Source organism: Ostreiculturibacter nitratireducens (assembly GCF_032670585.1).
Taxonomy (GTDB): Bacteria; Pseudomonadota; Alphaproteobacteria; order Rhodobacterales; family Rhodobacteraceae; genus Ostreiculturibacter; species Ostreiculturibacter nitratireducens.
In genome coordinates, this window is record NZ_JAVQHL010000002.1 from 201,732 (window position 1) to 228,130 (window position 26,399).

Genomic DNA, 26,399 nt, shown 5'->3' on the forward strand with positions numbered 1-26,399 from the left:
CTCACTCTTTCCGGGCCCTGCCCGAGCCGTTCACTCGGCCGCGACTGCGGCGGGCTGTGCGAGATAGCGCAGGATGCTGTCGGCGGCGTCCCGCCCGTCACGGATCGCCCAGACCACGAGGCTCGCGCCACGCACGATATCTCCGACGGCAAAGACGCCCGGCAGGCTCGTCGTGTGTTCGCGGAAATCGGCCTTGATCGTGCCCCAGCGAGTCACTTCGAGTTCCGGCACGCCCCAGAGCGTCGGCAGTTCTTCGGGTTCGAAGCCGAGGGCCAGCACGACGAGGTCGGCGGGCTCGCTGTAGTCGGCGCCTTCGATCACCTCGGGCATCTGCCGCCCGGAAGCATCCGGTGCGCCGAGGCGCATGCGTTCGACGATCACGCCATCGACGGGCTCACCCGTGAATCCCTTCGGTGCCGAGAGCCAGACGAAGTCGACGCCCTCTTCCTCGGCGTTCGCGACTTCGCGCTGCGAGCCCGGCATGTTCGCACGGTCGCGGCGGTAGAGGCATTTGACCGACTGGGCGCCCTGGCGGATCGCGGTGCGGACGCAGTCCATGGCGGTATCGCCACCACCGACCACGACCACGCGCTTGCCCGCGGCGTTCAGTTCGCCTGAATCGTATTCCGGCACGTCGTCGCCGAAGCCCTTGCGGTTGGACGCGGTGAGGTAATCGATCGCGCGCACAACGCCCTCGACGCCGACGCCCGGCGCCTTGAGGCCGCGGGTCTTGTAGACGCCCGTCGCGATGAGCACGGCGTCATGCTTGCCGCGGATCGCGTCGAAGGCCAGGTCCTCGCCCACGTTGCAGTTCAGCACGAACTGCACGCCCGCTTCCTCGAGCTGCTGGATCCGCTGCTGCACGACGTGCTTTTCCAGTTTGAAGCCGGGTATGCCGTAGGTCATCAGACCGCCGGCTCGGTCGTAACGGTCATAGACGGTGACCTGCACGCCCTGGCGGCGCAGAGCGTCGGCAGCGGCGAGGCCACCTGGTCCCGCGCCGATGATGCCCACGCTCTCGCTCCGGTCGGCCGCCGGTCTGATCGGCTTGACCCAGCCGTTTTCCCAGGCGGTGTCGGTCAGGAATTTCTCGACCGCACCGATCGTGACAGTGCCGTGGCCGGACTGCTCGATCACGCAGTTGCCTTCGCAAAGCCGGTCCTGCGGGCAGATGCGGCCGCAGATCTCGGGGAAGGTGTTTGTGGCCTGGCTGATCTCGTAGGCTTCCTGAAGCCGGCCCTCCGCCGTCAGGCGCAGCCAGTCCGGGATGTTGTTGTGCAAGGGGCAGTGCGCCTGGCAGTAGGGCACGCCGCACTGACTGCAGCGACCGGCCTGCTCTTCCGCTTTCTTCGTCGCGAATTCCCGGTAGATCTCGCCGAAATCCTGCGCCCGCTGATCGGCGGCGCGCTTCTCGGGCATCTCTTTCGAGACGGTCACGAATTTGAGCATGCGTTGCTTGGCCACGGCGGCGCCTCCCAGCGGTGAATTCGGGTGGCGCATCACTACTCCCCGGCCGGTGGAAATAAAAGTCAGAATGATTGACCTATTATCACATTTATTTTCCCGGCGGGTGCCTCGGAGTGGCTTTGCAGCGGATTTTTAGGTCAGATAGACTTACCTTTATCTCAGTATCCAAGCAGAAGCGCCGTCAGGGCCATGCTTCCCACGATGATTCGCCACCAGCCGAACAGGGCGTAGCCGTGGCGGCTGACGTAGCCGAGAAGCCAGTTCACGACGAGCACGGCGACCACGAAAGCCGCGATGAAGCCGACGATGATCTCTCCCGCCGCCGCCCAGTCGAGCACGTCGCGGCTCTTGTAGATGTCGAAGGCGAAGGCACCCGCCATCGTCGGCATCGAGAGGAAGAAGGAGAACTCGGCCGCCGCCCGCTTGTCCGCGCCCATCGCAAGCGCGCCGACGATCGTCGCGCCTGACCGCGATACGCCCGGGATCATGGCGAGGCATTGAACCACCCCGATCACGAATGCCATGCGCAGGGGGAAGTGGTCGGCCTCGTGGTAGCGCTGTTCGATCGGCAGTTCGTCCACGATCAGAAGAACGACGCCGCCGAGGATCAGCATCACGGCGATCAGCATCGGCGTCTCGAAGAGCACGGTCTTGATGATGTCATGTGCCAGCACGCCAACGACCATCGCCGGGAGGAAGGCGATCAGGACCGAGGCGGCGAAGCGCCGCGCCTGCGGGTCGGTCGGGATGTTGCGCAGCGTCCGCATCAGGCGGTCGGCATAGATGCCGAGGATCGCAAGGACCGCACCCAGCTGGATCACGACCTCGAAGGTCTTGCCCGCGCTGTGGAAACCCAGGAAATGCCCCGCAAGCAGGATGTGCCCGGTGGAAGAAACGGGGATGAACTCCGTCAGCCCCTCGAGGATCCCGAGGATGAAAGCCGTGAATACCGCACCGTCTTCCATCTCGGCCCCTTGTCGTGCCTCAACACCGATGTCCCGACGAGGCCGGGCTCAAACACGGCGAATCCTCAAATCTCACGTCCGCAGGTTCTTGGCCGAAGCCTTGATCGCCTCGTACTGGCCGCCCTTGCGGAAGCGCCAGAGGTAGTCGGGAAGCACCATCGCCATCGGCACCGGCGCGATTCCCAGCGCCTCGAAGCCCTTGGCGCCCTCGGCCACGACGTTGTCGCGCGCAAGGTTCTTCACCTGGTCGCGGGTCAGCATCCGGTTGGTGAAAATCCCCCCGGTGAGAGCCTGGAAGAGGTCGAACACGCCCGCCATGATCCGCGCGATCCCGAACGGCAGGTTCAGAACCATGCGGCGCCGGTTGATGACGCGCAGCATGTCCGCCATGAGCGCGCGGAAGGTCTTCACCTCTGGGCCGCCGAGCTCGTAGATGCCGGGTTCCGCCTGACCGAGCACGCCCGCGAGCGCGGCCCTTGCCACGTCGTCGACATAGACCGGCTGGAACCGGGTCTCCGCCCCGACGACCGGAAGAACCGGCCCGAGGCGCGACATGGACGCGAAGCGGTTGAAGAACTGGTCCTCCGGCCCGAAGACCACGGAGGGGCGCAGAATGACTGCGTTCGGATAGGCTTCGAGAACGCCCTTCTCGCCAGCGGCCTTCGTGCGCGCATACGCGCTCGGGCTTGTCGCATCGGCGCCGATCGCGGAAATATGCACGAGATGGCCAACGCCCTCTTCGGCCGCCAACCGGGCGACGCGTGTCGCGCCTTCGGCCTGCACGGAATCGAACGTGTTCTTGCCTTCGCACACCAGGACCCCGACGCAATTCACCACCGCGTCCGCACCTTTCATCGCCGCGCGCACCCAGGCATCGTCTCGGATGTTGCACAGGATGGGTTCCACCTGCCCCACGACGCCGTAGGTCTTCACGAACAGCGCCTCGTTCGGGCGCCGCACGGCGACACGGACGCGCCAGCCCTCCTTCGCCATCCGCCGCGCGACGTAGCGCCCGACGAACCCCGACCCGCCATAGATCGTGACCAGCTTGGACATTCGCTGTGCCTCCTTCGGTGACCCTGGCCTCAATAGCGAAGCGGCCTTGCGCGAACAAGCGGCAATCAGGGCCGGAAGGCCCCGAAGGCCGAACTGGTATCAGGCGAGGTCATGGCTGCGAAATTTTTCAGCCCCCGTTGACAGCACCCGGACAAGCCCGTATCTGACGCCGCACGACATCGGCCCAGATGGCGGAATTGGTAGACGCGCTGGTTTCAGGTACCAGTGCCGCAAGGCGTGGAGGTTCGAGTCCTCTTCTGGGCACCAAAATCCCCTTTAACAGGATTGTCCGTCGAGATCGAGTTGGCCAAATGTCGGCCAGCTCGACGGCGACTTCGCGCCAGGTAGCTTTCAACCGCGCAGGCTGAAACCGATTCGCCTCCCACAATCTGCGCGGCGGAAAAGGCCGTCCGGCTTCCGTTCACTGCAAGGTTCGGTCTGGGTGCGATTGAATTCACTCGGTCTCGCGCTCCTTTCGCGCGATCGTTTGGTGTGGCGGACCGAGCTTCAGAAAGACGCGCCGCAAAAGAAACACGAGGGCCGTGCCGGCCTTCGCCCGTTGGCGCGTCACCTGACGGCTCGAACGAGATCCCCTTTGCCCGGGGCGCCGGCTCACCGAAAGGCGCAATGCCGCGGGCCGGATTCATCGCTTGACGGAAAAACACCCCATCAGGCCGACTTCAACCTGCCGATGCCCCAAGCGGTGGCGGCGTAGCCAAGGCGGAAAAACACCTGCAAGACGCCCGGAACGTGTTCCGATAAACCGCACCACCTCTGTTTTCTTCACATTCGGGTTTCACGGCCTCTCAACGCTGCCGGCCGGTGAGCGCGAAAGGCTGTCGGAGGCCGGTCCGGGCGGCTCCTCAAGCGAAAGCCAGCACAGCGAAGATGATTGCGGTCGAGGTTCCCGCGAAGGCGATCCGGCTCAGAGTCCGCATCCGCTTCGGGTCCGGGGGGCGCCTTTCCGCCGCTGCGCGTGCGCGGATCATCGACATGAGCGACACGATCCCGAGAACTACAGCGGCGCCGAGGAGCTTCACGTAGAACTCCCAGCCGAGCGCCAGCGTTCCCGGCCCGACAGCGATCATCAGGACTCCCGTGATCCAAAGGAGCACGATTGCGCCGAGCCCCATCCGAGCGAGGACGCCCATCACCTCCGGCACAATGGGCGGAGGCGGCGCGCCGAGGCGCGCGACGCGCCGCATAAGCACGGCATTGCCGATAGACGCGGCACCACCGGCCAGAAGACAGAAAAGATGAACGATTTTCAAAGCCGCGAACATGCGCGATTCCTCCCTGTTTCCCGGCAGACTAGCATGACCCACAATGGATTGAGTTGCGGTTAATGCGTCCAGCCACTATTGCCTCGGCAACACGGCATCGTGCGGAAGGCTTCCTCATGACGGTACATCTTCACCAGAACGACCTTCCCGACGGGCTCGACCTCGGCTCCGTCGTGGCCATCGACACCGAGACCATGGGGCTGAACCCGGCTCGGGACAGGCTGTGCCTCGTCCAGCTCTCCGCGGGCGACGGTGACGCTCATCTCGTCCAGATCTCGCGGAGCCAGACCGCGGCGCCGAACCTCGCCCGGCTTCTCTCGAATCCCGAGGTCCTGAAGCTCTTCCACTTCGGCCGCTTCGACATCGCGGTGCTGAAGGCGACGTTCGGCGTGACCACCGCCCCCGTCTACTGCACCAAGATCGCGTCCAAGCTGATCCGCACCTTCACGGACAAGCACGGCCTCAAGTACCTGCTCATGGACCTCCTGAACGTCGACATCTCGAAGCAGCAGCAAACCTCCGACTGGGGCGCAGAGAAGCTGACCGAGGCGCAGAAGGACTACGCCGCCTCCGACGTTCTGTACCTGCATCGCCTCAAGTCCGAACTCGACGCTCGCCTCGCCCGAGAGGAGCGGACGGACCTCGCCCAGCGGATCTTCGAATTCCTCCCAACCCGCGCCGAGCTCGACCTTCTCGGCTGGGACGACGCTTCCGATATCTACCAGCACTGATGAGCGATACCGACAAATTCCTTTCGACAGCCCGCCGCGTGATCGGCATCGAGGCGCGCGGGCTCGCGGCGCTGTCCGAAAGCCTTGGCGACAGTTTCGCCGAGGCCGTCGCGCTGATCCTCGACGCGCGCGGGCGCGTGATCGTCTCCGGCATGGGCAAATCGGGCCACATCGCCCGCAAGATCGCGGCGACGCTCGCCTCGACCGGCACGCCCGCGCAATACGTCCACCCGGCGGAGGCCAGCCACGGCGACCTCGGGATGGTGACGGCCGAGGACGTGGCGCTCGTCCTGTCGAACTCGGGCGAGACGGCGGAACTTGCGGACATCATCGCCTATACGCGCCGCTTCTCGATCCCGCTGATCGGCGTGGCGAGCCGCCCGGCATCGACGCTTCTGCGGCAGTCGGACGTCGCGATCGTCCTTCCCCAGGCCGAGGAAGCCTGCGGAACCGGCGTCGTGCCCACGACCTCGACGACGATGACGCTCGCGCTTGGCGACGCGCTCGCCGTCGCGCTCATGGAACATCGCCAGTTCACGCCGGAACACTTCCGCACGTTCCATCCCGGCGGCCGCCTCGGCGCGCGCCTGTCCACGGTGCGCGACCTGATGCACGGCGGTCCCGCCATCCCGCTCGTCACCGTGACGACGCCCATGAGCGAAGCCCTGCTCACGATCAGCCAGAAGGGCTTCGGCGTGGTTGGCGTCACCGATGCGGATGGTAGACTTGTGGGCATCGTCACCGACGGCGACCTCCGCCGCCATATGGAGGGGCTTCTGTCGCTGACCGTCGAGGAAGTGATGACCCGCAATCCCCGCACCATCGCGCCTGGGGCGCTCGCCGAAACGGCGGTGGCTCTCATGAACGAGAAGAAGATCACCTGCCTCTTCGCGGTCGAGCCCGAGGGCGACGGGCGGGCCTTGGGCATCATTCACATCCACGATTGCCTGCGCGCCGGCGTGGTCTGAACCCGTGGCGGGCTTCACCGACATCCACACCAAGCTGGTTTTCTGGCTGAAGATCCTGCTGCCCCTCGGCGCATTGGCGATCCTTTCGACGCTCTTTCTGCTGTCGCGGTCGATCGACCCGGAAGACGCGATCCCCTACGCCGAAGTCGACGTCGAGGAACTGGCCAGGGAACAGCGCCTGTCGGCACCGGAATACGCCGGCGTCACGACCGACGGCGCCGCGGTGACGGTCACCGCCGCGGCCGCGCGCCCCGATGCGCAGGATTCCCGCCGCGTCAGCGCCACGGGCATCCACGCCGTGATGGACACGGCGAACAGCCTCAAGGCCGTGCTTTCCGCCGCCGAAGGCGTGATCGACACCGGTGCGTCGATGCTGACGCTGTCCGGCAGCGTCGATATCTCCACCTCCACCGGCTATCACGTCGCCGCCCCGCATGTGACCTCCGCGCTCGACCGGACCGAGGTCATCGCCGATGGTCCCCTCGCGGCCGAGGCGCCTTATGGAAAGCTGGAGGCAGGTTCGATGGAACTGCGCGCCGATCCCGAAGCCGAAGGCGGGAACGTTCTTATTTTCAAGGATGGCGTCAAGCTGGTATACGAGCCCGAAACCGAGGAAGCTCCATGATCCGTGCCATCGCCGCCCTCTGTGTTTTCGTCCTCACGGCGCTTCCCGCGCTCGCGCAGGGCACCGGCGTCTCCTTCGGCGGCATCCGGGCGGACACGACCCAGCCGGTCGAGGTCTCTGCCGACCAGCTCGCCGTGAACCAGAACGACGGCACGGCCACGTTCACCGGCAACGTCATCGTCGGCCAGGGCGAGATGCGGCTTTCGGCGGCCGAGGTCCGGGTGGAATACGCCACGGGCGATCAGCGCAAGATCGAGCGGCTGCACGCCACCGGCGGGGTGACGCTCGTTTCCGGCGCCGATGCGGCGGAGGCGGCGGAGGCCGTCTACACGATCGACACCGGTGTCGTCGTCATGACGGGCTCGGTGCTTCTCACGCAGGGGCAAAGCGCGATTTCGGGCGAAAAGCTCACCGTGGACCTCAAGTCGGGCACCGGCGTCATGGAAGGCCGGGTGCGGACGATCCTGCAAACAGGCGGGGGCGACTGATGGCCGCGAAACCCGAACTTACCGTCGCAGAGGGTGACGGCGGCCTCCAGGTCAAGGGCCTGCGCAAGTCCTACCGCCGCCGGCCGGTGATCCGTGACGTGTCGATGGAACTGCACCGCGGCGAGGTCGTCGCGCTCCTCGGCCCCAACGGCTCGGGCAAGACCACCTGCTTCTACTGCATCGCGGGCCTCATCACGCCGGAGGGCGGCGAGGTCCTGATCGACGGGCGCGATGTCACGACCCTTCCGATGTATCGCCGCGCACGGCTCGGCATCGGCTACCTTCCGCAGGAAGTCTCGATCTTCCGTGGCCTGTCGGTCGAGGACAACATCCTCGCCGTGCTCGAGATCCGGATTTCGGACCCCCACAAGCGGCGCGAACGCCTGGAAGAACTCCTCTCGGAGTTCTCGATCACGCACCTCCGCCGGGCTCCCGCGCTATCGCTTTCAGGCGGGGAACGGCGCCGGGCCGAAATCGCCCGCTGCCTGGCGGCCGACCCGAAATACCTCCTCCTGGACGAACCATTCGCTGGCGTCGATCCGATCGCCGTTGGCGAGATTCGCCACCTTGTCCAAGACCTGAAATCTCGCGGTATCGGGGTGCTCATCACCGACCACAACGTGCGGGAAACCTTGGAAATCGTCGACCGCGCCAATATTTTGCACGATGGCAAGGTGCTGATGAGCGGCACCGCGGAAGAGGTCGTGCGGGACGAAAACGTCCGCAGGGTTTATCTGGGCCAGAGCTTCCGCATCTCCTGACCCCACGCGCCCGAGGCGCAAAGGATGCCATTGACATCGCATTGGTATCTGTCACCAAATACGGAAAATGCACGCGCAAACAGTCATCGCCAGAGTGCCCAAGAAGGAAGGTTTCCAAAACGGATCCTTTTCACGCGCCTGCAAGGAAAACCGCCCCAAAAACAATACCCAGATCTCGACCGGCACGCCGTCTCGGCGTCCATTCGGGATCGACTGAACCGAAGGAGGAGACATGCGGTATCAGATCAGCGGCAAGCACATCGACGTTGGTGAGGCGCTCCAGACGCATGTGAAATCGGAACTGGGCGAAACCGTCGAGAAGTACGCCCAGCGCCCGACCGAGGCCGTGGTCGTCTTTTCCCGCAACGGCCACGAATACATCTGCGAGGCGACGATTCACCTGTCGACCGGGCTCACCGTATCCGCGAAGGGTCACGCGACCGAAGTCTACGCCGCCTTCGAAGGCTGCCGCGAAAAGATGGACAAACAGATGCGCCGCCACAAGCGCAGGCTGCGCGATCACCACAAGGAGCGCACCGGGCCGGTTGAATTTGCCGAAGCCCCCATGTATGTCCTCGCCGCAAGCGAAGAGACCGAGGATTCGGAGACCGACAGCCTTCAGCCGCTCATCATCGCCGAGATGGGAACCAAGATTCCCTCCCTTTCGGTTGGCGAAGCGGTGATGCAGATGGAGCTGTCCGGGTCGCCGCTTCTGGTTTTTCGTAACGAGAAACATGGCAGGGTGAACGTTGTTCACCGCCGTGACGATGGTAACGTCGGCTGGATCGACCCGTCGATCGGCTAACAAAGCGCCCGGCAGGGGCGCAGGGCAGTAAGGGCTGATGGATCTTTCGAGCTTGCTTAAGCCGGCCGCCGTCAAGGTGGTCGGCAGTGCCACCAGCAAGAAGCGCCTGTTCCAGGATCTGGGCGAGGTTGCGCGTGACGTCTACGGGATGAACGCGGCCGACACCATCGATGCGCTTCAGGAACGCGAAAGCCTGGGACCCACTGCGGTCGGACATGGCGTCGCGCTTCCGCATGCGCGGATCCACGGCCTCGACCAGATCGTCGGAATCTTCTTCCGTCTCGACAAGCCCCTCGATTTCGACGCGGCCGACCGCCAGCCGGTGGACCTCGTCTTCGCGCTCTTCGCGCCGAAGGATTCGGGGGTCGAACACCTGAAGGCGCTCGCGGCCGTGTCGCGCACAATGCGCAATGCCGACGTCTGCGCGAAGCTCAGGGCGAATTCCGATCCGGCGGCGCTTCATGCCGTCCTGACCGAATCGCGGACGCACCAAGCTGCCTGACGCCTAGTCTGGCGGCGACCACTTCCCGAAGCCGAACAGGACGAAATCCTGCGCATAGGCGTCCCGCGCCGCCGCTTCGAGTTCACCATCGTAGATTTCGGCAAGCGTCACCGGCGCCCACGGTTCGTCGCTGGGAGGGACGGGAGCCGGCGCCACCCCAACCGCTTCGGCAAGGAAACCCAACTCTTCTTCCAGCCTGTCTTCGCGGCAGATCATGTCGGGCGGCGAAAACTGCCCGAAACCGTCGATCACCGCGCGCTGGCTGGCCCAGACGGGATCGACGCGGATCGGCGTCTGGCCGTTCACGTTGACCTTGAGGAACTTCAGGAAGGCCAGGAGCGCCTCGCGGTAGGCGGCGGAGTCCATCGCGCCCACCTCCTCCACCGGGGGCATCACGACGTCGTATCCCCAGCGCAGAAGCTCCCGGATCTCCCCGTACTTGCCGTTGAGGATCGTTCCCGCGAAGGCGGCTTGCGCCCTCGCCAGCGGGTGACGAAGCACGGTGAAGCTGCGGTGCCCTGGCCGCGAACGCTTCCATTTCCTGAGGAGGTTGCGGTTGAACTCCTCCGTAAGGCCGCCGCTTCCGATCCCGGAAAGCCAGGCCCGCACCCGGTCCTCAATGCCCGAGCGGATGGGCATGTAGAGAAGGTCCGCCCCCGCGGCCGCGACATAGCCCGGAACCGCGGGTCCGCGTCTCGGTTCGAAACCCGGTGTCCGCGACAGGTTCGCCCAGTCGATCCGGGCAAGCGCCGCCTCCATCTCCGGGAAGTTGCGGACCTTCGCCTCCATCTCCTCCGGGTTCTGCTTCACGAGGTCGCCCGACACGGCGTCGATTTCGCCCGCGTGTCCCAGATAGGCCGCGAGGCCGTTCAGGACGTCGAGATCCAGAAGGTCGTCGTAGTCGATGTAGAATGCCGTCTGGCCCGACTTCTGAAGCTCACGCATCAGCCGCAACTGGAATGCCTGCAACTCCGCCAGGAACATCTCGAATTCCGCCGGCTTGAACGGCGGCTTGAAATCGCGCCGGTCCCGGATGTCCGTCAGCCGCCATCGGTTCGTGTTGTAGGCGATCTTCAGGCTGATGTAGCTCTCGACCGGGTTGCGCGTGAGGATGATCTTGGCGCAGCGGCGGTCGGCCAACACCTCGTCGAAGATGCGCGGCTCGTGGTCGTGGAAGAAGCGGAAGCCATTGAGGCCCGGCGCCTCGCGGATGCGGGCGAGGAGGCTGCTGGGATTCTCCAGCCGTTCCTTCAACGTCACGCCCAGAACCTGTTTCGTCTTCGGATGGCCAAGATGCACCGGGTTGAACACTTCGCCATGGCAGGTGACGCCCTCGATCCGGTTGATCGTGGCTTCGAGCAGGTTCGAACCCGTCCGCATCTCCGCGAAGATGACGAAGCTGTCGAAGGGGAGGCTCATTCAGGGCCGGCCTCCTGGACGAGCCTCAGCGGCCCGCCCCTGTGCGTTGCCGGCCCGATCTGATCGTCGGCCGGGTAATCGCCCATCACGAGGGGCTGCATTCCCTGGTTCCTCAGGTTCTGCAGGAACTGGCCGAAGCCGGCGAGGTCGCTCATCCGAGGCGCTTCCGCCAGGTGTCGTCCGCTTCGCGGGTTGATCTCGTCCAGCACCGCCTGCAGGCGCTCCATCGGGTTCTCGACGAACTCGGCGAGATCCCAGATCCGCACTTTCGCCTTCACATACATGGAGCGCAGGATATCCAGCTGCGCCAGCTCGATCCGCTGAAGCCGCGCCGCCTCGTTGCGTATGGCCGAGAAGTTGCGGTTCGACCGGAACAGGGGCAGGGCCCAGGCACCCGTGATGACCGAAATCTGCGCGTTCTGATCCGTCGCGGTGAACCAGTTCAGCTCCTGCGTGTCGCGCGGCGAAAGCATGAAGCACTGACGTTCGCCCCGCGCACTCCAGATCAGGTTCGAGAGGAACGCGCGCGGGTTGTGGTCGCGCAGGGCCGCGCTGTCCGGCAGGCAGCCCAGCCCGATCGCCTCGTTCCCGGCGAACTCTGCCCGTTCCGGGGCGAAGAGATGGCCGTGGACCTGCGTTCCGGTGGTCTTTGCCAGCCAGCTGTCGAAATCCTCGAACAGTTCGGAAAAGCCCTGGAAGATCGAATAGGGGCCAGCCGTCTTGCCGTTCTCCCTGTCCTGAATCGGAAACCGGCTCTGCATGTAGAGCCCCGGCCGCCCGCGGGTCCGCCGTTCCACGGCCTTGGAGAAGAGGCGGTCGATCATGCCGGGGTTCGGCTCGCCCTGCGCGGGGCCTGCTTGGGCATTCGCCAGGAAGGCAGAATAAAGCTTGTCGGCCTTCGGCCAGATCTTGCGCGCGACAAAGCAGTCGGACCCGCGCAGAAGTTCCAGGTGGTCATCGTAGAAGATGTGCGGCTTGCCCTGGAAATCGAACTTCGACAGGGTCAGCGACCGGCTTTCGATCCGCACGGAATAGTGCCGCGCGAGCGTCTGGAAGTAGCTTTCGTCCGGGATCCAGACATAACGGAAATAGCGGTCGTAGGCCTTCCGCTTCGGATCCTCGAGGATCGCCGACAGGGTCTGCCGGGTCAGGCACCACCATTGGCTGCCGAGATGCGGCACGATCCCTTCAGGGATCCGGCGATTGAAGCCGACCTGCCGCTGAAGCGCGGTATAGGCCTCGAAGAGGCGCCGCTGCCGCTTCCAGGAGAACGGGAAACGCAGCGTGAAACGCTCGTCATTGAGCCCACCGAAGGTCCAGTCGACATCCGTCGTGGTCACGCTTTCGATGAAATCCGTCTGCGGCCGCGCGTCGAGGTAGGACCTCAGCTCCTCGACCGGCCTCAGCGGCAGGCAGGAGCCCGAAGAGAGGTAGACGTGGCGCACTTCCGGGTGCCGGTCCAGCAATTGCTCCGCCGCCGCCTGGGTGGCGGCCACGAGCGGCCAGCTGCCCCATTCGCAGGTGAAGCGGCGGGAGAAGCTTACATGTCCGAATTCCGCGACCGCGCCGCGCAGCGCCTCGTAGTCCGCGAGCGGCGTCTTGCGGTCGACATGTATCACAACGGGGCATCCCGCACTGGCCCAGAAGCGCGCCACCTCGGCTGCCCGGTCCAGGGCCGAGTGGCAAAGCATGATGAAACCAAGGCTCAAGCCCACACCCTCATGCCCAGTTCCCCTTGGACATCAGCCCGATCTGTTCAAGCTGGTGCCAGTTGACGTATTTCTCCGACCTTTCGCACCAGAGCTCCGCCTTGTCGCGAAGCGTTGCGGCGTAGGCCCTGTATTCGCGGCTGCCCGCGAAATGTTCCCCGCGCGCCAGCTCTTCCTCGACCTTCCCGGGCAGCGTGGAGAGGAACTTCGCATGCAGGAGGCAACCGGAGACCTTCTCGCCACCCCATTCGTCGTAAGTCTGGTTCAGGCCGCGCGGCAGCAGCATATGTGTCGAGCTGACGAAGACATAGCCCCGGCGCCACTTCACCAGCGGGGTCTTGTTGAGTGAGGGCGCCTCCTCCGGACGGTCGGCGAACATCGTCCGCGCGCGCGGGCCACCCTGGATCCAGAGGTTCCCGTAGGTGGGGTTCTTCGAGATCATGTAGTTTCCCGGATCGAACCAGTTCGCGATCTCGAACGGGTCCTGCCCCTCGCGGTAGGGGGTCTCCTCGATCCGACCCTTCGGGTACATGTCGAGGACCATCGCGGGGAATGACCGGATTCCGTAGGTATCCAGCCAGTCCGTCAACGCCGTGATCGGGCGCGTGTCGCAGTACGGGTAGATGAAGAATTCATCCGGATCGACCGTCAGCGTCCAGTGTCCGTGACCGTAGCGGCGCAGGAGCCAGTTCATCCAGTCGACGCCGAACCGGGCGGAACGGTAGCTTTCTTCCGTGGTCCAGAGCGACACGTCCGGCTGCGCGGCGAGGTATTCGCGGCTTCCGTCGTCCGATCCATTGTCCACGATCAGGAAATGGTGGATGCCGAGCTTGCGATAGTAGTCCAGGAAATAGGGCAGCCGGATCCGTTCATTACGGAGCGTCGTGAATGCGAGAACGTGACCGGCGCGGATCGCGTCCGCGCGGTCGGCAACAGGGCGCAGCTCCCGGCGTTTCCGGAAGGCGCGGAGGCGCCACCGCTGACGCCTCAACCGCATGCGATATGTCTTCCAGATGCTCAATCCGGCCCCTTCGGAAGGTCACGCCCGATCTGGTCCGGTTCACCAGGTATCAAGTCTTTCCTAAGACAAGATTGAAGTGATCCGCCCACGACGGGACGTCGCCCTGCCTGTCTCCCGCTGCCGTCACCCCAGCCTTTGCGGCCTTTTCCCGAATTGTTGTTTTCCAAGAATAAACGTCTGAGGGATCAAGGTAAACTGGGTAGTCCCTCGCGAATTCTCGATACACCGGAAGATCGGCGGCGACAACAGGCACGCCAAGCGCCATCGCCTCAGCAACCGGCAAACCGAACCCTTCCGCCCTGCTCGGCATGAGGAGCGCCCGCGCGCCCGACAGGAGCGCCGCGACAGCACCGTCCCCGAGGCCCGGCAGCTCCCGGACCGGACCGGCCGCGGCCGCGATCCGGTCAAGCCGGGCGAAGACGTCGGCGTTGTTCCAGCCCCGGCTGCCGAGCAGCAGGAGAAGCGGGGCATCTGGCCCAAGTTCCTCCCAGACATCGAGAAGAAGCGCGTGGTTCTTCCGTGGCTCGATCGTGCCCATCGCAACGAAATAAGGCTGCTTCGGGTCCAGACCTTCCGGCACGGCGTCCAGGTCGGACCGCGTCACCTCCACGCCGATCGGAGCGGCCAACACCCGCGGCGAACTCCCGGCGACCGCCTCGCACCAGCGGCGCACATCCTCGGCCGTGGCCCGCGATGGGGTGACGACGAGATCCGCGTGCCGCGCCACCGCCAGAAGCTTCGCCCGGAAGGCTGCCGGCTCCCCTTCGCGCGAGAACTCCGGGTGATCGAGCGGGATCGTGTCGTGGATCATCACCGTCAGATTCAGTCCAGGGACCGACCTGAGTTGGGACAGCGCCCGCTCCGTCAGCCCCGAAAGCCCGACGTTCAGATAGGTTCCGCCTTTCGGAAGCCCCCGCGTCACGAGCGCCGTGAGCCGCCAATGCGGTGCGCGACCCACCGCCATCGCCCTTAACCCCGCCTCCGCCCGCGCGACCGGTCCCAGACGCCGCCGGAGACGGTCAAGCAGGCCCGGCGACGGCAGTTTCGCCGGATCGGCGAGCCACGCCTCGAGTTCCCTTCCAGCCGACTTCGGCAGAAGGAGATAGCCGTAGGCCGTTCGTGCCAGGAGAACGAGCGGTTCCTCCCGCGCCGACAGCGCATGCAGATAGGCCAGCTCCACCCTGTCGACTCCAGTCAGCGGGCCGCGCCCGACCCGGCTGAGCAACCGCGTGACGTCGAGGATGCGCGCCGGGCGGTCAGCGCTCATAATGCCCGGACTGGTGCCAGCGCCAGGCATCCGCGATCATCTCCGGCAGGGTCGATCGCGTGGGCTTCCAGCCCAGCTCCTTCTCTGCCCGCGCAGAGCCGGAGACGAGCTTCACCGCGTCACCAGGCCGCCGCGGCCCCTCCACCACGGGCACCGCCCGATTCGTGACCGCACGCGCCTGGTCCACCACTTCGCGCACGGAGAACCCGGACCCCGTTCCCAGGCAGAAGACACGCGATCCCTTCCCGGCCTCCAGCCATTCCAGGCCGAGGACATGCGCCTCCACGAGGTCCATGACATGGACGTAGTCGCGGATCGGCGTCCCGTCGGGCGTGGGATAATCCGTTCCGTGCAGCGTCAAGGCCGGCCGCTTGCCATCGATCGCGTCGAGCATGAGCGGGATGAGGTGGGTCTCCGGCCGGTGAAACTCTCCCACCTCGCTCTCCGGATCCGCGCCGGCGACGTTGAAGTAGCGGAAGATCACCGAATTCAGCCCCGCTGACGCGCCAAAATCCGTCAGCATGTCCTCGATCGCGCGCTTCGACCCGCCGTAGGCGTTGATCGGGTGCTGCGGCGTCTCCTCGTCCAGCACCACGCCGTCCTGATCGCCGTAGGTCGCGCAGGTCGAGGAAAAGACGAAGTTCAGGCAACCCGACGCGACCGCCGCCTCGATCAGCGTCAGCGACGACAGGACGTTCGAACGCCAGTAGAGCCCGGGATTCGCCATCGCCTCTCCCACGAGCGAGCGCGCCGCGAAATGCATGACCGCCACGGGGGCGTATTTCTCGAAGACCTGGTCGAGCCGCCCACGGTCCGCGAGGTCGCCTTCCTCGAAGGGGCCGAACTTCACCGCGTCGCGCCAGCCGGTCACGAGGTTGTCGTAGGTGACGGGAAGATACCCCGCCGACCGCAATACCTTGCAGGCGTGCGAACCGATATAGCCCGCGCCTCCGGTAACCAGAACCGTCCGTTGCGTCATGTGGTACTATTCCGCCGCCCGCCGCAGCGCCGTCATTTCCGCGAGAAACTGCGAGAATTCGCCGTTCAGATCCTCGCGCGCAAGCCCGAAGGCCACGGTCGCCTGAAGGAATCCCGCCTTGGAGCCGCAGTCGAACCGCTGCCCCCGGAACCGGAAGCCATAGACCTTCTCGCCGCGCCTGATCTCCTCGGCAATGGCGTCGGTCAGCTGGATCTCGCCGCCGGCACCCTTCTTGAGGCGGCTCAGGTTCTGCATGATGTTCGGCGTCAGGATGTAGCGCCCGATCACCGCCAGGTTCGATGGCGCCTCCTCGGCCTTCGGTTTCTCGACCATGTTCTTGACCGTGACCATGCTGCCCATGTCCTCGCCGATGTCGAGAATGCCGTAGGCGCTTGTCCTCTCGGGCGGAACCTCCATCGCCGCGACGATGTTGCCGCCGGTCTCGGCATAGGCTTCGACCATCTGCTGCAGGCACGGCTTCTCGGCGGCGATCACGTCGTCGGTCAGGATCACCGCGAAGGGCTCATTGCCGACAAGGCGCTTCGCACACCAGACCGCATGGCCAAGACCCATGGCCTTGTGCTGGCGGATATAGGCGATCGCGCCCGAATCCATGTTGGTGGCCTTCAGCGTGTCGAGCAGCTCCTTCTTGCCCTGTTTTCTCAGGGTTGCTTCGAGCTCGGGTGCATGGTCGAAATAATCCTCCAGCGCGCTCTTCCCACGGGCCGTGACAAAGATGAATTCCTTGATGCCGGCAGCTCGCGCTTCGTCGATCGCGTACTGAATCAGCGGCCGATCGACGAGCGTCAGAATCTCCTTTGGAATCGATTTGGTCGCAGGAAGGAACCTCGTCCCAAGGCCGGCAACAGGAAAAATGGCCTTGGTAATCTTACGCTTCATCTCAGAACCCTCTTCCAATCGGCATCGGTCACCCAATAGCATGATGACTCTTTTCGCCGCACAATCACATCCTCAATATGGCGAGCATATGACATCCGGAGCGTGAATTCCGCACAAAATTGCAGCGAGCGCGTGCGATACTGCCCGATCCGAGGCTCGATCCGCATCAGCCGATCTGGTGGAACGGACGACAGACAGCGGTCCTGATCGCCTCGTGACGGACCCTCGCCGAGAATGTCCAGAGCCGGAAACGCGGCTCCCGGCGGTCCGCCGGGCCAAAGATCCCGCCTGCCTGTTCCCAGAAGCCTTCGGGCCGAAACCGCACCCGGTGCGGCCGTGCGTCCGGCGACAGAAGGATCAGCGTGACGATCTCGCCCCGCGCCGCCGCCGCGGCCGCCGCCGCCCGCAGCCTCCGCGCCTGCCAGATGCGCCCCGCCAGAACCCGTGCCTGTCCAGCCCTGGCGCGAAACGGTAGAAAAGGCTCTGTTCCGGCGGGAATCGGCTCCAGCCGGGTGAGAACTCGCCGCCCGCCTTCGGCGAGGCCAGCCTCCAGCGTCGCCATCAGCTTGCCGACCTCGTCGGGCTCGATCCCGCCCGAAACCATGTGCCTCAGGGCCCTCCCGCGCTGCTCGTCACGAAGCCGTCGCATCGTTGTCGTGGTGTCCAGTCCGGCCGCATGACGGCGCCAGAAGACGGCGCTGGAGGCTCCGATCTCGTGCAGGGTCAACGGCACCCTGTCGGACCGACGCCGTTCGCTCGCGGCGAAGCCGTGCACGACCTGTGCACCCGGCACGATGGCTGTCAGATGGCCCGCCGCCGCCAGCCTCATGTCGAGGTCGGTGTCGTCGAGGTAGAACCGATAAGCCGGGTCGAAACCGCCGATCTCCGCGAGAACGTCGCGGCGGAATGCGCAGTTCGTCCCTTCCGTCCGGACCGCGCGGCCCGGCTCGCCCGCATGCAGACTTGGCTTCGCCTCATCGACGGCGAGCGGCTCGTGTTCGCCCCAGCGATCGGCCAAACGGGCCTTCCATTGGTAGGAAATCCCGTTCCGCCCCCGCACGAAGCCGCCGGAGGCGGCGACTTCAGGATCAGCGAAGGGCGCCGTCAGGCGCGTGAGCCAGGTGGGCTCCGCCACCGCGTCGTCGTCGATGAAGGCCACGACCTCGCCAGCGGCCGCGGCGATGCCCAGGTTGCGCGCGACCGAGATGTTGGCCTCGTCGAAGCGAACCCGCTTCACCGGCGTCGCCTCCGTCACCGCGATGCCGGCGGGATCGGCGACGACGATGACCTCGAACCGGGGATGATCCTGCTGCCGGAGCGCCCTGAGGCACAGCGCCAGCGCGTCGGGTCGCCCGCGCGACGCGACGATGACGCTGACCGGCAGCGGTGCGGTCATTCCACGCCCATTTCCTTCATCATCGCCTCGAGCCTCGGCACGTCTTCGGGGTTGTTCAGTTCCCAGAACTGCCGTCCCTTCGCGTCCACCTGGACACAGAGAACCGGGCGCTCGTTCTCTAGGAAGCGCAGCTGCTCGAGCCCTTCCAGCCGCTCGAGCGGCCCGGCTTCCCAACGCGGATAGGCGGCGAGCGCCGACGGGCGGTAAGCGTAGACGCCGACATGGTGGAAGACCGGCGTTTCTTCGTCATCCGTGTAGCGGCGGCCGGTGTAGGGGATGACTTCCTTGGAGAAGTAGAGCGCCTTGTGGTCCCGCCCGAATACGGCCGTCGTGCCGCCCACGCGCCCCGCGCGCCGGTCGTCGAGGAATCCGTTCAGCGCCCGCCCGTCGCAGCGCAGGACCGGGGTCGCCACCTCGGCCACCGGATCGGCGCGCAGACCCGCGACGAGCTCTTCCACGAACCAGGGGGGCGTCAGCGGCGCGTCGCCCTGGAGGTTGACCACGATGTCGAAGCCGCCGCCCAGCTTGTCGAAGGCCTCGGCGCAACGTTCCGTGCCGTTCTGGCAGGTTTCGGAGGTCATCACGACCTCCGCGCCGAAGCCTTCTGCCGCCAGGCGGATCCGGTCATCATCGGTCGCCACCACGACGCGCGCGGCACCCTTCACTTCCATCGCCGCCCGCCAGGTCCGTTCGACGAGGCTCCGCGATGCGCCGCTTGCGCCCTTCAGTTCGACCAGGGGCTTCCCTGGATACCGGGTGGAGGCATAGCGCGCCGGGATGACGATGAGGACCATCATGCTTTCACCAGGAGAACGCCCGGTGCATAGGCGATGAAGAACGGGTTCAGGAAGCCCTTCTTGCCGTAGACCAGCGGGGCGTGGTCATCGAAGCGCACGACCTCTCCGCCCGCGCCGCGCAGGACCGCATCGCCTGCGGCCGTGTCCCATTCGCATGTAGGCCCGAGACGCGGGTAGAGATCCGCCTCGCCCGTCGCCACGAGGCAGAATTTAAGGGACGACCCGGCGCTCGTCATGTCCCGCACCGCGAATTTCGAGATGTAGTCGTCCGTGGCCTGGTCGCGGTGCGACTTTGACGCGACGACCATGAGGCCCCGGTTGTCCGGAACCGAGACCGAAATCGGCTTCTGCGTTCCCGGCGTTTCCTTGTCGAAGGGCCCTTCCTCCTCGACTGCCCGGCCATCTGCCAGCGTGTAGAAGAGCCGCTGCTTCGCCGGCGCGTAGACGACGCCGCGGATCGGCGCGCCATCCTCGACATAGGCGATGTTCACCGTGAAGTCGCCGCGCCGCTGCACGAATTCCTTCGTCCCGTCGAGGGGATCGACGATCAGGAAGGTGGACACGTCCTGCTTGTGGCTCGCGGCCTGTTCCTCGGTCACGATCGCCACGCCGGGGAAAGCCTCCGCCAGACCTTCGGAGATCAGGGCGTCGGCCGCCTCATCGGCCTCGGTCACGGGGCTCGCGTCGGACTTGGACCGGACGGCGAAATCGGGGTCGTTGTAGACTTCCATGATCTTGTCGCCCGCCTCCAGGGCAAGGCGGCGAAAGACGGTCATCATGTGTTCGAAATCCAAAAGCTCTCTCCCGTTCGCACCCTCGGGGCGCCTGCGTTGCGCCGTTTCCGAAGTCACCTTATGATCGCCAGCTAAAGGATCGGCAAGGTTTCCCTGCGAAAGTCGGGCCGCAGTCCAGGAACACGCGGAGCAGTCGCCAGATGTTCACGCCGGCAAGACCGAAGACACATATCGGCGGCGGTCTCAGCCTGCTGGAACGGATGTACTACGCCACCGTGCGCGCGATCCGCAGCGGTCATCAGAACGCGGTCGTCGCTCTGGCCCAGAACATCGTCCAGGCTCTCGTGATCCTTCTGATGTTCTACCTGATGTTCCAGATCCTCGGGCAGCGCCACTCGCCGCTGCGGGGCAATTTCATGCTCTACATCCTGTCGGGCATCTTCCTCTACATGACGCACGTCAAGACGGTGACCGCGATCAGCGGGGCGGAGGGGGCGACCTCAGCGATGATGCAGCATGCCCCGATGAACACCGCCATCGCCATCGTCAGCGCGGCGCTTTCCACGCTCTACATCCAGTTCCTGACGATCCTGGTGATCCTCTTCGTCTATCATGTCGCTTTCTCGCCGATAGAGATCGAGGACCCGGTCGGGGCGTTCGGGATGCTCCTTCTCGCCTGGGCCTATGGCGTCGGCGTTGGCATGGTCTTCATGTCGCTGAAGCCTTGGTTCCCGAAGTTCACGATGATCGCCCGCACGATCTACACCCGCGCCAACATGATCGCGAGCGGGAAGATGTTCGTCGCCAACGCCTTGTCCTACGGCATGCTGAAGATGTTCGACTGGAACCCGCTCTTCCATGCGATCGACCAGTCGCGCGGGTTCGTGTTCATGAACTATTTCCCGCGCTTTTCCTCGATCAGCTATGCCGTCTACGTGACGCTCGTGCTCTTGGCGTTCGGCTTGATGGCGGAGTTCTTCACACGCAAGCACGTGTCTCTGAGTTGGCACAGACGATGACGCGCGGCTTCCGGATCCGCGCCGTCGTCTCGGCAGCGGTGCTGGCCGCGACGGCGACGCCCGGCTGGTCACAGGAGTTGCCGGCTCTCTTCCGGGTCACGGACGTCGCCGGGAACGACGTTCTGAACGTCCGCGCCGAGCCGGATGCGGGGGCGGAACTCCTGAACGCGCTCGCCCCGGACGCGGTGCACGTCGAGGTGACGGAGCTTTCCGCCGATGGCCGGTGGGGCCGCGTGAACATGGGCGAACGGTCGGGGTGGGCTTCGATGCGCTATCTCGCGGCCGAGCCGGGCCCGGCCTGGCACGAACTGCAGACGCCGCTTTCGTGTTACGGGACGGAGCCGTTCTGGAGCTTCGACTTCCAGCCCGCCGGCGCGAAGATAGCCTTCCGGACGATGGAGGGTGCGAAACTGGACTTCACCGCCGACTGGGTCGCTCCCGCCTCCGGACGCAACGGCGTCATCGGCATGAGACTTTCCGGCCAGGAGACGACGGGCTTCTCCGTCTTCCGCGCGGTTTCGTGCAACGACGGGATGAGCGACCGGGTCATGGGGCTTGCGGTCGAGGTGTTCTTCTCCGGCCCGGATGGACGCCGGGGCTATTCCGGCTGCTGCACGCTCGCCCCCTGAGTCCCGTCAGTCCACGACCCTGAGCGTCAGGTTGATCCTCCCGCCCTCCGGCAGAAGGTCCGAGGACCCGAAGGCGATCCGGTCGACGCCGTGATAGGCGAGCCGCGCCTCGCCCCCCATCACCAGCACATCGCCGGACCGGAGCCACAGGCTCTCCGTCTTCCCGCCGCGTGTGACGTTGCCGATCCGGAACAGCGCGTCATCGCCAAGCGAGACCGATACGACGGGCCAGCGGAAATCGGCCTCGTCGCGGTCCTGGTGCATCCCCATCCGCGCGCCCTCGCCGTAGAAGTTGACCAGGCAGCAGTCCGGCTCTCTCTCCACCCCGCTCACTGCCCGCCAGATCGCCAGGACCCTCTCGGGGATCGGCGGCCAGGGGCCGCCGCCCGGATGCCGCTTCTCGTAGCGATACCCCTTCCGGTCCGAATACCACCCGTATTTCCCGGCCGAGGTCATCCGGACGCTCATCGGCTTGCCGTAAGGCGTCTGCGGCGAAAAGAGCGGCGCGGCGCGCACCATCCCGCGCATGTCCTCGACCAGCGCCTCCTGTTCGGCCCGCGTCAGGAAACCCTCGTAGAGCGCGAACCCCCGCACCATCCGCGTTGGCTGCGCAGGCCGAGCCATCCCCGGAGATTTCGGATCATTTTCCAAGAATTTCCCCCCGTCTTGCCATGCTCGGGCCGCTTGCAGGCTCCAAGACCCCTCCCTATATACGCCGAGAAGCCGGTCCGGGCCGCTCACCCCGGGCCAAATTTCTGGGATCGGGGATCGGAGGCCGCGAACGGGTCCGGGCCCCACAACATCGCCGAAGGAAGAGGTACTTCATATGGCCAAAGTCATCGGGATCGACCTTGGAACCACCAACAGCTGCGTCGCCATCATGGACGGCTCGCAGCCCCGCGTGATCGAGAACTCGGAAGGCGCGCGCACGACCCCGTCCGTCGTCGGTTTCACCGACAGCGAGCGTCTCGTCGGCCAGTCCGCGAAGCGCCAGGCAGTCACCAACCCCGCCAATACGGTTTTTGCCGTCAAGCGCCTGATCGGCCGCCGCATCGGCGATGCCGAGGTGGAAAAGGACAAGAAGCTCGTTCCCTATTCCATCGTGAACGGTGGTAACGGCGACGCCTGGGTCGAAGTGAAGGGTGACAAGTACTCGCCCTCGCAGATCTCGGCGATGATCCTGCAGAAGATGAAGGAAACCGCCGAAAGCTACCTCGGCGAGACGGTGACCCAGGCCGTCATCACGGTCCCGGCCTATTTCAACGACGCGCAGCGTCAGGCCACGAAGGACGCCGGCAAGATCGCCGGTCTCGAGGTGCTGCGCATCATCAACGAACCGACGGCTGCCGCGCTGGCCTATGGCCTCGACAAGAAGGATTCGAAGACGATCGCCGTCTACGACCTCGGCGGCGGCACGTTCGACATCACGATCCTCGAGATCGACGACGGCCTCTTCGAGGTGAAGTCGACCAACGGTGACACGTTCCTCGGCGGTGAAGACTTCGACATGCGCATCGTGAACTACCTCGCCGAGGAGTTCAAAAAGGAGCATGGCGTCGACCTGACCAAGGACAAGATGGCTCTGCAGCGGCTCAAGGAAGCCGCGGAGAAGGCCAAGATCGAGCTTTCCTCCTCGCAGCAGACCGAAATCAACCAGCCCTTCATCTCGATGGACGCGTCCTCCGGCACGCCGCTCCACATGGTGATGAAGCTGACCCGCGCCAAGCTCGAATCGCTTGTCGGCGACCTCATCAAGAAGTCGCTGAAGCCCTGCGAGGCCGCTCTGAAGGACGCAGGCATTTCGAAGGGCGACATCGACGAGGTCGTGCTCGTGGGTGGTATGACGCGGATGCCGAAGGTCGTGCAGGAAGTCACCGCCTTCTTCGGCAAGGAACCGCACAAGGGCGTGAACCCGGACGAGGTCGTGGCGCTCGGCGCGGCGATCCAGGCGGGCGTCCTGCAGGGCGACGTCAAGGACGTGGTCCTTCTCGACGTGACCCCGCTGTCGCTCGGCATCGAGACGCTGGGCGGCGTGTTCACCCGCCTCATCGACCGCAACACCACGATCCCGACGAAGAAATCGCAGATCTTCTCGACCGCCGAGGACAACCAGAGCGCCGTGACGATCCGCGTCTTCCAGGGTGAGCGCGAGATGGCTGCGGACAACAAGCTTCTGGGCCAGTTCAACCTCGAACAGATCCCGCCGGCACCGCGCGGCATGCCGCAGATCGAGGTCACCTTCGACATCGACGCGAACGGCATCGTCAGCGTGTCCGCGAAGGACAAGGGCACCGGCAAGGAGCAGAAGATCACGATCCAGGCTTCGGGCGGTCTGTCCGACGACGAGATCGACAAGATGGTCCGCGACGCCGAGACCCATGCCGACGAGGACAAGAAGCGGCGTGAACTCGTCGAGACCCGGAACCAGGCCGAAAGCCTCGTCCACTCGACGAAGAAGTCGCTCGAGGAGCATGGCGACAAGGTCGATCCGTCCACCGTCGAGGCGATCGAGCTGGCCGTCGGCGCGCTCGAAGAGGCTCTGAAGACCGAGGACGCCGGCAAGATCAAGGGCGGCATCCAGAACCTCACCGATGCGGCGATGAAGCTCGGCGAGGCGATCTACAAGGCCCAGCAGACCGAAGCCGAAGGTGGCTCTGCCGACGAGGACGGCCCGCGCGGTGTCGACGACGACATCGTGGACGCCGACTTCGAGGATCTTGGCGAAGACAAGAAGCGCGACTGAGCGCGTCCGGAACAAGGCGGCCGGCCTGAGCAATTCGGGCCGGCCCGCGCGTTCCCCCGGGTAGGTGCAGTATGGCAAAGCGCGACTACTACGAGGTTCTGGGCGTTGCGCGTGGCGCTTCGGCCGAGGAGATCAAGAAGGCCTATCGAACGAAGGCCAAGGAACTCCACCCCGACCGCAACAAGGACGACACGACCGCCGAAGGCAAGTTCAAGGAAGTGAACGAGGCCTACGACGTTCTCAAGGATGAGAACAAGAAGGCCGCCTATGACCGCTACGGCCACGCGGCTTTCGAGGGCGGCATGGGCGGCGGCGGGCCGCGTGGCGGCCAATACGGCGGCGGCGATTTCGCCTCGGCCTTCTCCGATGTCTTCGAGGACCTCTTCGGCGATTTCATGGGCGGACGCGGCGGCGGTCGCCAGCGGGCCCAGCGCGGCTCCGACCTGCGCTACAACCTGCGCGTCACGCTGGAAGAAGCCTATTCTGGCGTTCAGAAGACCATCAATGTCCCGACCTCGGTCGCCTGCGGCGCCTGCAGTGGCACCGGCGCGGAAGGCGGGGCGGAGCCTGTCACCTGTCCGACCTGTTCGGGCATGGGGAAGGTCCGCGCACAGCAGGGCTTCTTCACGGTCGAACGCACCTGCCCGACCTGCGGCGGCATGGGCCAGACGATCAAGAACCCCTGCCGCGTCTGCCACGGCGCGGGCCGGGTGGAAAAGGACCGCGCGCTGTCCGTCAACATCCCCGCAGGGGTGGAGACCGGCACCCGCATCCGTCTTGCGGGCGAGGGCGAAGCCGGCATGCGCGGCGGGCCGGCGGGCGATCTCTACATCTTCATCGAGGTCCGCGAGCACCCGATCTTCCAGCGCGAAGGGGTGAACCTCTTCTGCCGCGTTCCCGTCTCGATGACTTCGGCGGCGCTTGGCGGCGAAGTCGAGGTTCCGACCATCGACGGCGGCCGCAGCCGCGTGAAGATCCCGGCGGGCAGCCAGACCGGCAAGCAGATGCGGCTCCGCGGCAAGGGTATGCCGGCGCTTCGCGGCACTGGTAGCGGCGACATGCTCATCGAGCTGGCGGTCGAGACGCCCGTGAACCTCACCGCGCGGCAGAAGGAGCTTCTGCGCGAGTTCGAGAAGCTTTCGGAAGACAACAACCCGGAAGGGTCAAGCTTCTTCAAGTCGGTGAAGAATTTCTGGGACGGAATGAAGGGGTGAGTGCGGAACAGGCAAGGCCCTCCTGCGTCCTTGCCCGCACGGACGGGAGAGCAAGCCTGCCAGCCCCGGAACCGACCGCTTCGGCACGCCATCCTCGACCCGTGACCGTTAACCATTGATTCACCGCACCGCGCGACACTCCGCGCATGTGCTCCGATCGCGCCTTCCACGAAGCCCCGCTGCCCCTCTTCGACGCCGATGAGGCAACAGCCGCGCTGCTGCCCGAAGGCCGGCTGCCCTCCTACATCAAGGACCATCGGCAACGCCTGCGCGCCCGTTTCATGGAAGGCGGGGCGGCGGCCATGCCGGACTACGAGCTTCTGGAGCTTCTGCTCTTCCGCGCCATCCCCCGCCAGGACGTGAAACCGCTGGCAAGGCGGCTGCTCGACCGCTTCGGTGACTTCAACCGGGTCCTCTCCGCCCCGGCCCAACGCCTCAAGGAAACGGAGGGCGTCGGCGACGCGGTGGTGCAGGAGCTCAAGATCGTCGAGGCGGCCGCACAGAGGCTGGCGCGGGCAAGGGTGATGAACCGCCCGGTCCTGTCCTCCTGGGATACGCTGCTGGACTACTGCCACACGACGATGGCGCACCGCGAAACCGAACAGTTCCGCGTTCTCTACCTTGACCGCAAGAACGTCCTCATCGCCGATGAGGAACAGGCGCGCGGCACGGTGGACCACGTGCCCGTATACCCGCGCGAGGTGCTGAAGCGGGCGCTGGAACTCAACGCCTCCGCGCTCATCCTCGTGCACAATCACCCGTCGGGGGACCCGACGCCGTCCGACCAGGATCTCGCGATGACGACGCAGATCGAGACGGCGGCGCGGGCGCTTGGGATCGTGCTCCACGACCACCTGATCGTCGGCAAGAGCCGCGAACTCAGCTTCCGCGCGTCGGGTTACCTCTGAGCCGACGGGCGCC

The 26,399-nt window shown here is 65.4% G+C and carries 26 protein-coding genes and 1 tRNA gene; 13 read left to right on the forward strand and 14 right to left on the reverse strand.

Features of this window, described 5'->3' with window-relative positions:
* Window positions 1–30 precede the first annotated feature (30 nt).
* The 3 genes from ABCN56_RS08260 to ABCN56_RS08270 all read right to left on the reverse strand — a co-directional run bounded on the left by ABCN56_RS08260 (window position 31) and on the right by ABCN56_RS08270 (window position 3,488).
* Window positions 31–1,464, reverse strand: a complete 1,434-nt coding sequence (locus tag ABCN56_RS08260; RefSeq protein ID WP_343080333.1) for an NAD(P)-dependent oxidoreductase — start codon at window positions 1,462–1,464, stop codon at window positions 31–33.
* Window positions 1,465–1,625: 161 nt separating this feature from the next.
* On the reverse strand, window positions 1,626–2,432 hold the full coding sequence (locus ABCN56_RS08265) for an undecaprenyl-diphosphate phosphatase (RefSeq protein WP_343080334.1): 807 nt from the start codon (window positions 2,430–2,432) through the stop codon (window positions 1,626–1,628).
* Between the two features lie 72 nt (window positions 2,433–2,504).
* Window positions 2,505–3,488 carry a complex I NDUFA9 subunit family protein gene (locus tag ABCN56_RS08270; RefSeq protein WP_343080335.1) on the reverse strand — a complete coding sequence of 328 codons (984 nt, stop codon included), beginning with the start codon at window positions 3,486–3,488 and terminating at the stop codon, window positions 2,505–2,507.
* 182 nt (window positions 3,489–3,670) lie between these two features.
* Between ABCN56_RS08270 and ABCN56_RS08275 the strand changes: the two genes are divergently transcribed.
* Window positions 3,671–3,755: transfer RNA gene (locus tag ABCN56_RS08275), tRNA-Leu, on the forward strand.
* Between the two features lie 596 nt (window positions 3,756–4,351).
* On the opposite strand, the gene ABCN56_RS08280 is transcribed toward ABCN56_RS08275, so the two are convergent.
* Window positions 4,352–4,771 (reverse strand): hypothetical protein, encoded by a 420-nt coding sequence (locus ABCN56_RS08280; RefSeq protein WP_343080336.1) that lies wholly within the window; start codon window positions 4,769–4,771, stop codon window positions 4,352–4,354.
* Window positions 4,772–4,887: 116 nt separating this feature from the next.
* Here ABCN56_RS08280 and ABCN56_RS08285 point away from each other — a divergent pair, with 116 nt between their 5' ends.
* From ABCN56_RS08285 to ABCN56_RS08315, 7 genes are all read left to right on the forward strand, one after another.
* Window positions 4,888–5,502, forward strand: a complete 615-nt coding sequence (locus ABCN56_RS08285) for a ribonuclease D (RefSeq protein ID WP_343080337.1) — start codon at window positions 4,888–4,890, stop codon at window positions 5,500–5,502.
* Window positions 5,502–6,470 (forward strand): KpsF/GutQ family sugar-phosphate isomerase, encoded by a 969-nt coding sequence (locus ABCN56_RS08290; RefSeq protein ID WP_343080338.1) that lies wholly within the window; start codon window positions 5,502–5,504, stop codon window positions 6,468–6,470. The genes ABCN56_RS08285 and ABCN56_RS08290 overlap by 1 nt, the downstream gene beginning before the upstream one ends.
* Before the next feature lie 4 nt (window positions 6,471–6,474).
* Window positions 6,475–7,095: a hypothetical protein gene (locus ABCN56_RS08295; protein WP_343080339.1), complete on the forward strand. Its 621-nt coding sequence runs from the start codon at window positions 6,475–6,477 to the stop codon at window positions 7,093–7,095.
* Window positions 7,092–7,583, forward strand: coding sequence for a lipopolysaccharide transport periplasmic protein LptA (gene lptA / locus ABCN56_RS08300; RefSeq protein WP_343080340.1), 492 nt, complete (start codon window positions 7,092–7,094; stop codon window positions 7,581–7,583). Before ABCN56_RS08295 ends, lptA begins: the two co-directional genes overlap by 4 nt.
* Window positions 7,583–8,344 carry an LPS export ABC transporter ATP-binding protein gene (gene lptB / locus ABCN56_RS08305; protein WP_343080341.1) on the forward strand — a complete coding sequence of 254 codons (762 nt, stop codon included), beginning with the start codon at window positions 7,583–7,585 and terminating at the stop codon, window positions 8,342–8,344. The genes lptA and lptB overlap by 1 nt, the downstream gene beginning before the upstream one ends.
* 232 nt (window positions 8,345–8,576) lie before the next feature.
* Window positions 8,577–9,149: a ribosome hibernation-promoting factor, HPF/YfiA family gene (hpf, locus tag ABCN56_RS08310; RefSeq protein WP_343080342.1), complete on the forward strand. Its 573-nt coding sequence runs from the start codon at window positions 8,577–8,579 to the stop codon at window positions 9,147–9,149.
* A 37-nt stretch (window positions 9,150–9,186) separates the two neighbouring features.
* The gene (locus ABCN56_RS08315; RefSeq protein WP_343080343.1) at window positions 9,187–9,651 is read left to right on the forward strand and encodes a PTS sugar transporter subunit IIA; all 465 of its coding nucleotides are present in this window, start codon (window positions 9,187–9,189) and stop codon (window positions 9,649–9,651) included.
* Between the two features lie 3 nt (window positions 9,652–9,654).
* Here the strand turns inward: ABCN56_RS08315 and ABCN56_RS08320 are convergent, their stop codons facing one another.
* From ABCN56_RS08320 to cysQ, 9 genes are all read right to left on the reverse strand, one after another.
* Complete coding sequence (locus ABCN56_RS08320; protein ID WP_343080344.1) at window positions 9,655–11,070, reverse strand: nodulation protein NodH; 1,416 nt, start codon at window positions 11,068–11,070, stop codon at window positions 9,655–9,657.
* A complete protein-coding gene (locus tag ABCN56_RS08325) occupies window positions 11,067–12,779 on the reverse strand; it encodes a DUF5927 domain-containing protein (RefSeq protein WP_343080345.1) in 1,713 nt (570 codons plus the stop codon). Before ABCN56_RS08325 ends, ABCN56_RS08320 begins: the two co-directional genes overlap by 4 nt.
* Before the next feature lie 10 nt (window positions 12,780–12,789).
* Entirely contained in the window at window positions 12,790–13,776 is a 987-nt protein-coding gene (locus tag ABCN56_RS08330; RefSeq protein ID WP_343080346.1) for a glycosyltransferase family 2 protein, read from the reverse strand.
* Between the two features lie 73 nt (window positions 13,777–13,849).
* A complete protein-coding gene (locus ABCN56_RS08335; protein ID WP_343080347.1) occupies window positions 13,850–15,067 on the reverse strand; it encodes a glycosyltransferase family 4 protein in 1,218 nt (405 codons plus the stop codon).
* Window positions 15,057–16,046, reverse strand: coding sequence for a UDP-glucose 4-epimerase GalE (gene galE / locus ABCN56_RS08340; RefSeq protein WP_343080348.1), 990 nt, complete (start codon window positions 16,044–16,046; stop codon window positions 15,057–15,059). Before galE ends, ABCN56_RS08335 begins: the two co-directional genes overlap by 11 nt.
* A gap of 6 nt (window positions 16,047–16,052) precedes the next feature.
* On the reverse strand, window positions 16,053–16,946 hold the full coding sequence (gene galU / locus ABCN56_RS08345; RefSeq protein ID WP_343080349.1) for a UTP--glucose-1-phosphate uridylyltransferase GalU: 894 nt from the start codon (window positions 16,944–16,946) through the stop codon (window positions 16,053–16,055).
* 166 nt (window positions 16,947–17,112) lie between these two features.
* Entirely contained in the window at window positions 17,113–18,342 is a 1,230-nt protein-coding gene (locus tag ABCN56_RS08350; RefSeq protein WP_343080350.1) for a glycosyltransferase family 2 protein, read from the reverse strand.
* Entirely contained in the window at window positions 18,339–19,139 is an 801-nt protein-coding gene (locus ABCN56_RS08355) for a 3-deoxy-manno-octulosonate cytidylyltransferase (RefSeq protein ID WP_343080351.1), read from the reverse strand. Before ABCN56_RS08355 ends, ABCN56_RS08350 begins: the two co-directional genes overlap by 4 nt.
* Window positions 19,136–19,918 carry a 3'(2'),5'-bisphosphate nucleotidase CysQ gene (cysQ, locus tag ABCN56_RS08360; RefSeq protein WP_425466103.1) on the reverse strand — a complete coding sequence of 261 codons (783 nt, stop codon included), beginning with the start codon at window positions 19,916–19,918 and terminating at the stop codon, window positions 19,136–19,138. Before cysQ ends, ABCN56_RS08355 begins: the two co-directional genes overlap by 4 nt.
* Before the next feature lie 155 nt (window positions 19,919–20,073).
* Here cysQ and ABCN56_RS08365 point away from each other — a divergent pair, with 155 nt between their 5' ends.
* Together ABCN56_RS08365 and ABCN56_RS08370 are read left to right on the forward strand one after the other, a co-directional pair.
* The gene (locus ABCN56_RS08365; RefSeq protein WP_343080353.1) at window positions 20,074–20,892 is read left to right on the forward strand and encodes an ABC transporter permease; all 819 of its coding nucleotides are present in this window, start codon (window positions 20,074–20,076) and stop codon (window positions 20,890–20,892) included.
* Window positions 20,877–21,521 (forward strand): peptide-binding protein, encoded by a 645-nt coding sequence (locus tag ABCN56_RS08370; RefSeq protein WP_343080354.1) that lies wholly within the window; start codon window positions 20,877–20,879, stop codon window positions 21,519–21,521. Before ABCN56_RS08365 ends, ABCN56_RS08370 begins: the two co-directional genes overlap by 16 nt.
* A 6-nt stretch (window positions 21,522–21,527) precedes the next feature.
* Here the strand turns inward: ABCN56_RS08370 and ABCN56_RS08375 are convergent, their stop codons facing one another.
* The gene (locus ABCN56_RS08375) at window positions 21,528–22,145 is read right to left on the reverse strand and encodes an alpha-ketoglutarate-dependent dioxygenase AlkB family protein (RefSeq protein WP_343080355.1); all 618 of its coding nucleotides are present in this window, start codon (window positions 22,143–22,145) and stop codon (window positions 21,528–21,530) included.
* A gap of 202 nt (window positions 22,146–22,347) precedes the next feature.
* On the opposite strand from ABCN56_RS08375, the gene dnaK reads away from it, so the two are divergent.
* The 3 genes from dnaK (at window position 22,348) to radC (ending at window position 26,386) form a co-directional block, all read left to right on the forward strand.
* Window positions 22,348–24,264 (forward strand): molecular chaperone DnaK, encoded by a 1,917-nt coding sequence (gene dnaK, locus ABCN56_RS08380; protein WP_343080356.1) that lies wholly within the window; start codon window positions 22,348–22,350, stop codon window positions 24,262–24,264.
* A 71-nt stretch (window positions 24,265–24,335) separates the two neighbouring features.
* Entirely contained in the window at window positions 24,336–25,478 is a 1,143-nt protein-coding gene (dnaJ, locus tag ABCN56_RS08385; RefSeq protein ID WP_343080357.1) for a molecular chaperone DnaJ, read from the forward strand.
* 146 nt (window positions 25,479–25,624) lie between these two features.
* Window positions 25,625–26,386 (forward strand): RadC family protein, encoded by a 762-nt coding sequence (gene radC, locus ABCN56_RS08390; RefSeq protein WP_343080358.1) that lies wholly within the window; start codon window positions 25,625–25,627, stop codon window positions 26,384–26,386.
* Window positions 26,387–26,399: the final 13 nt, after the last annotated feature.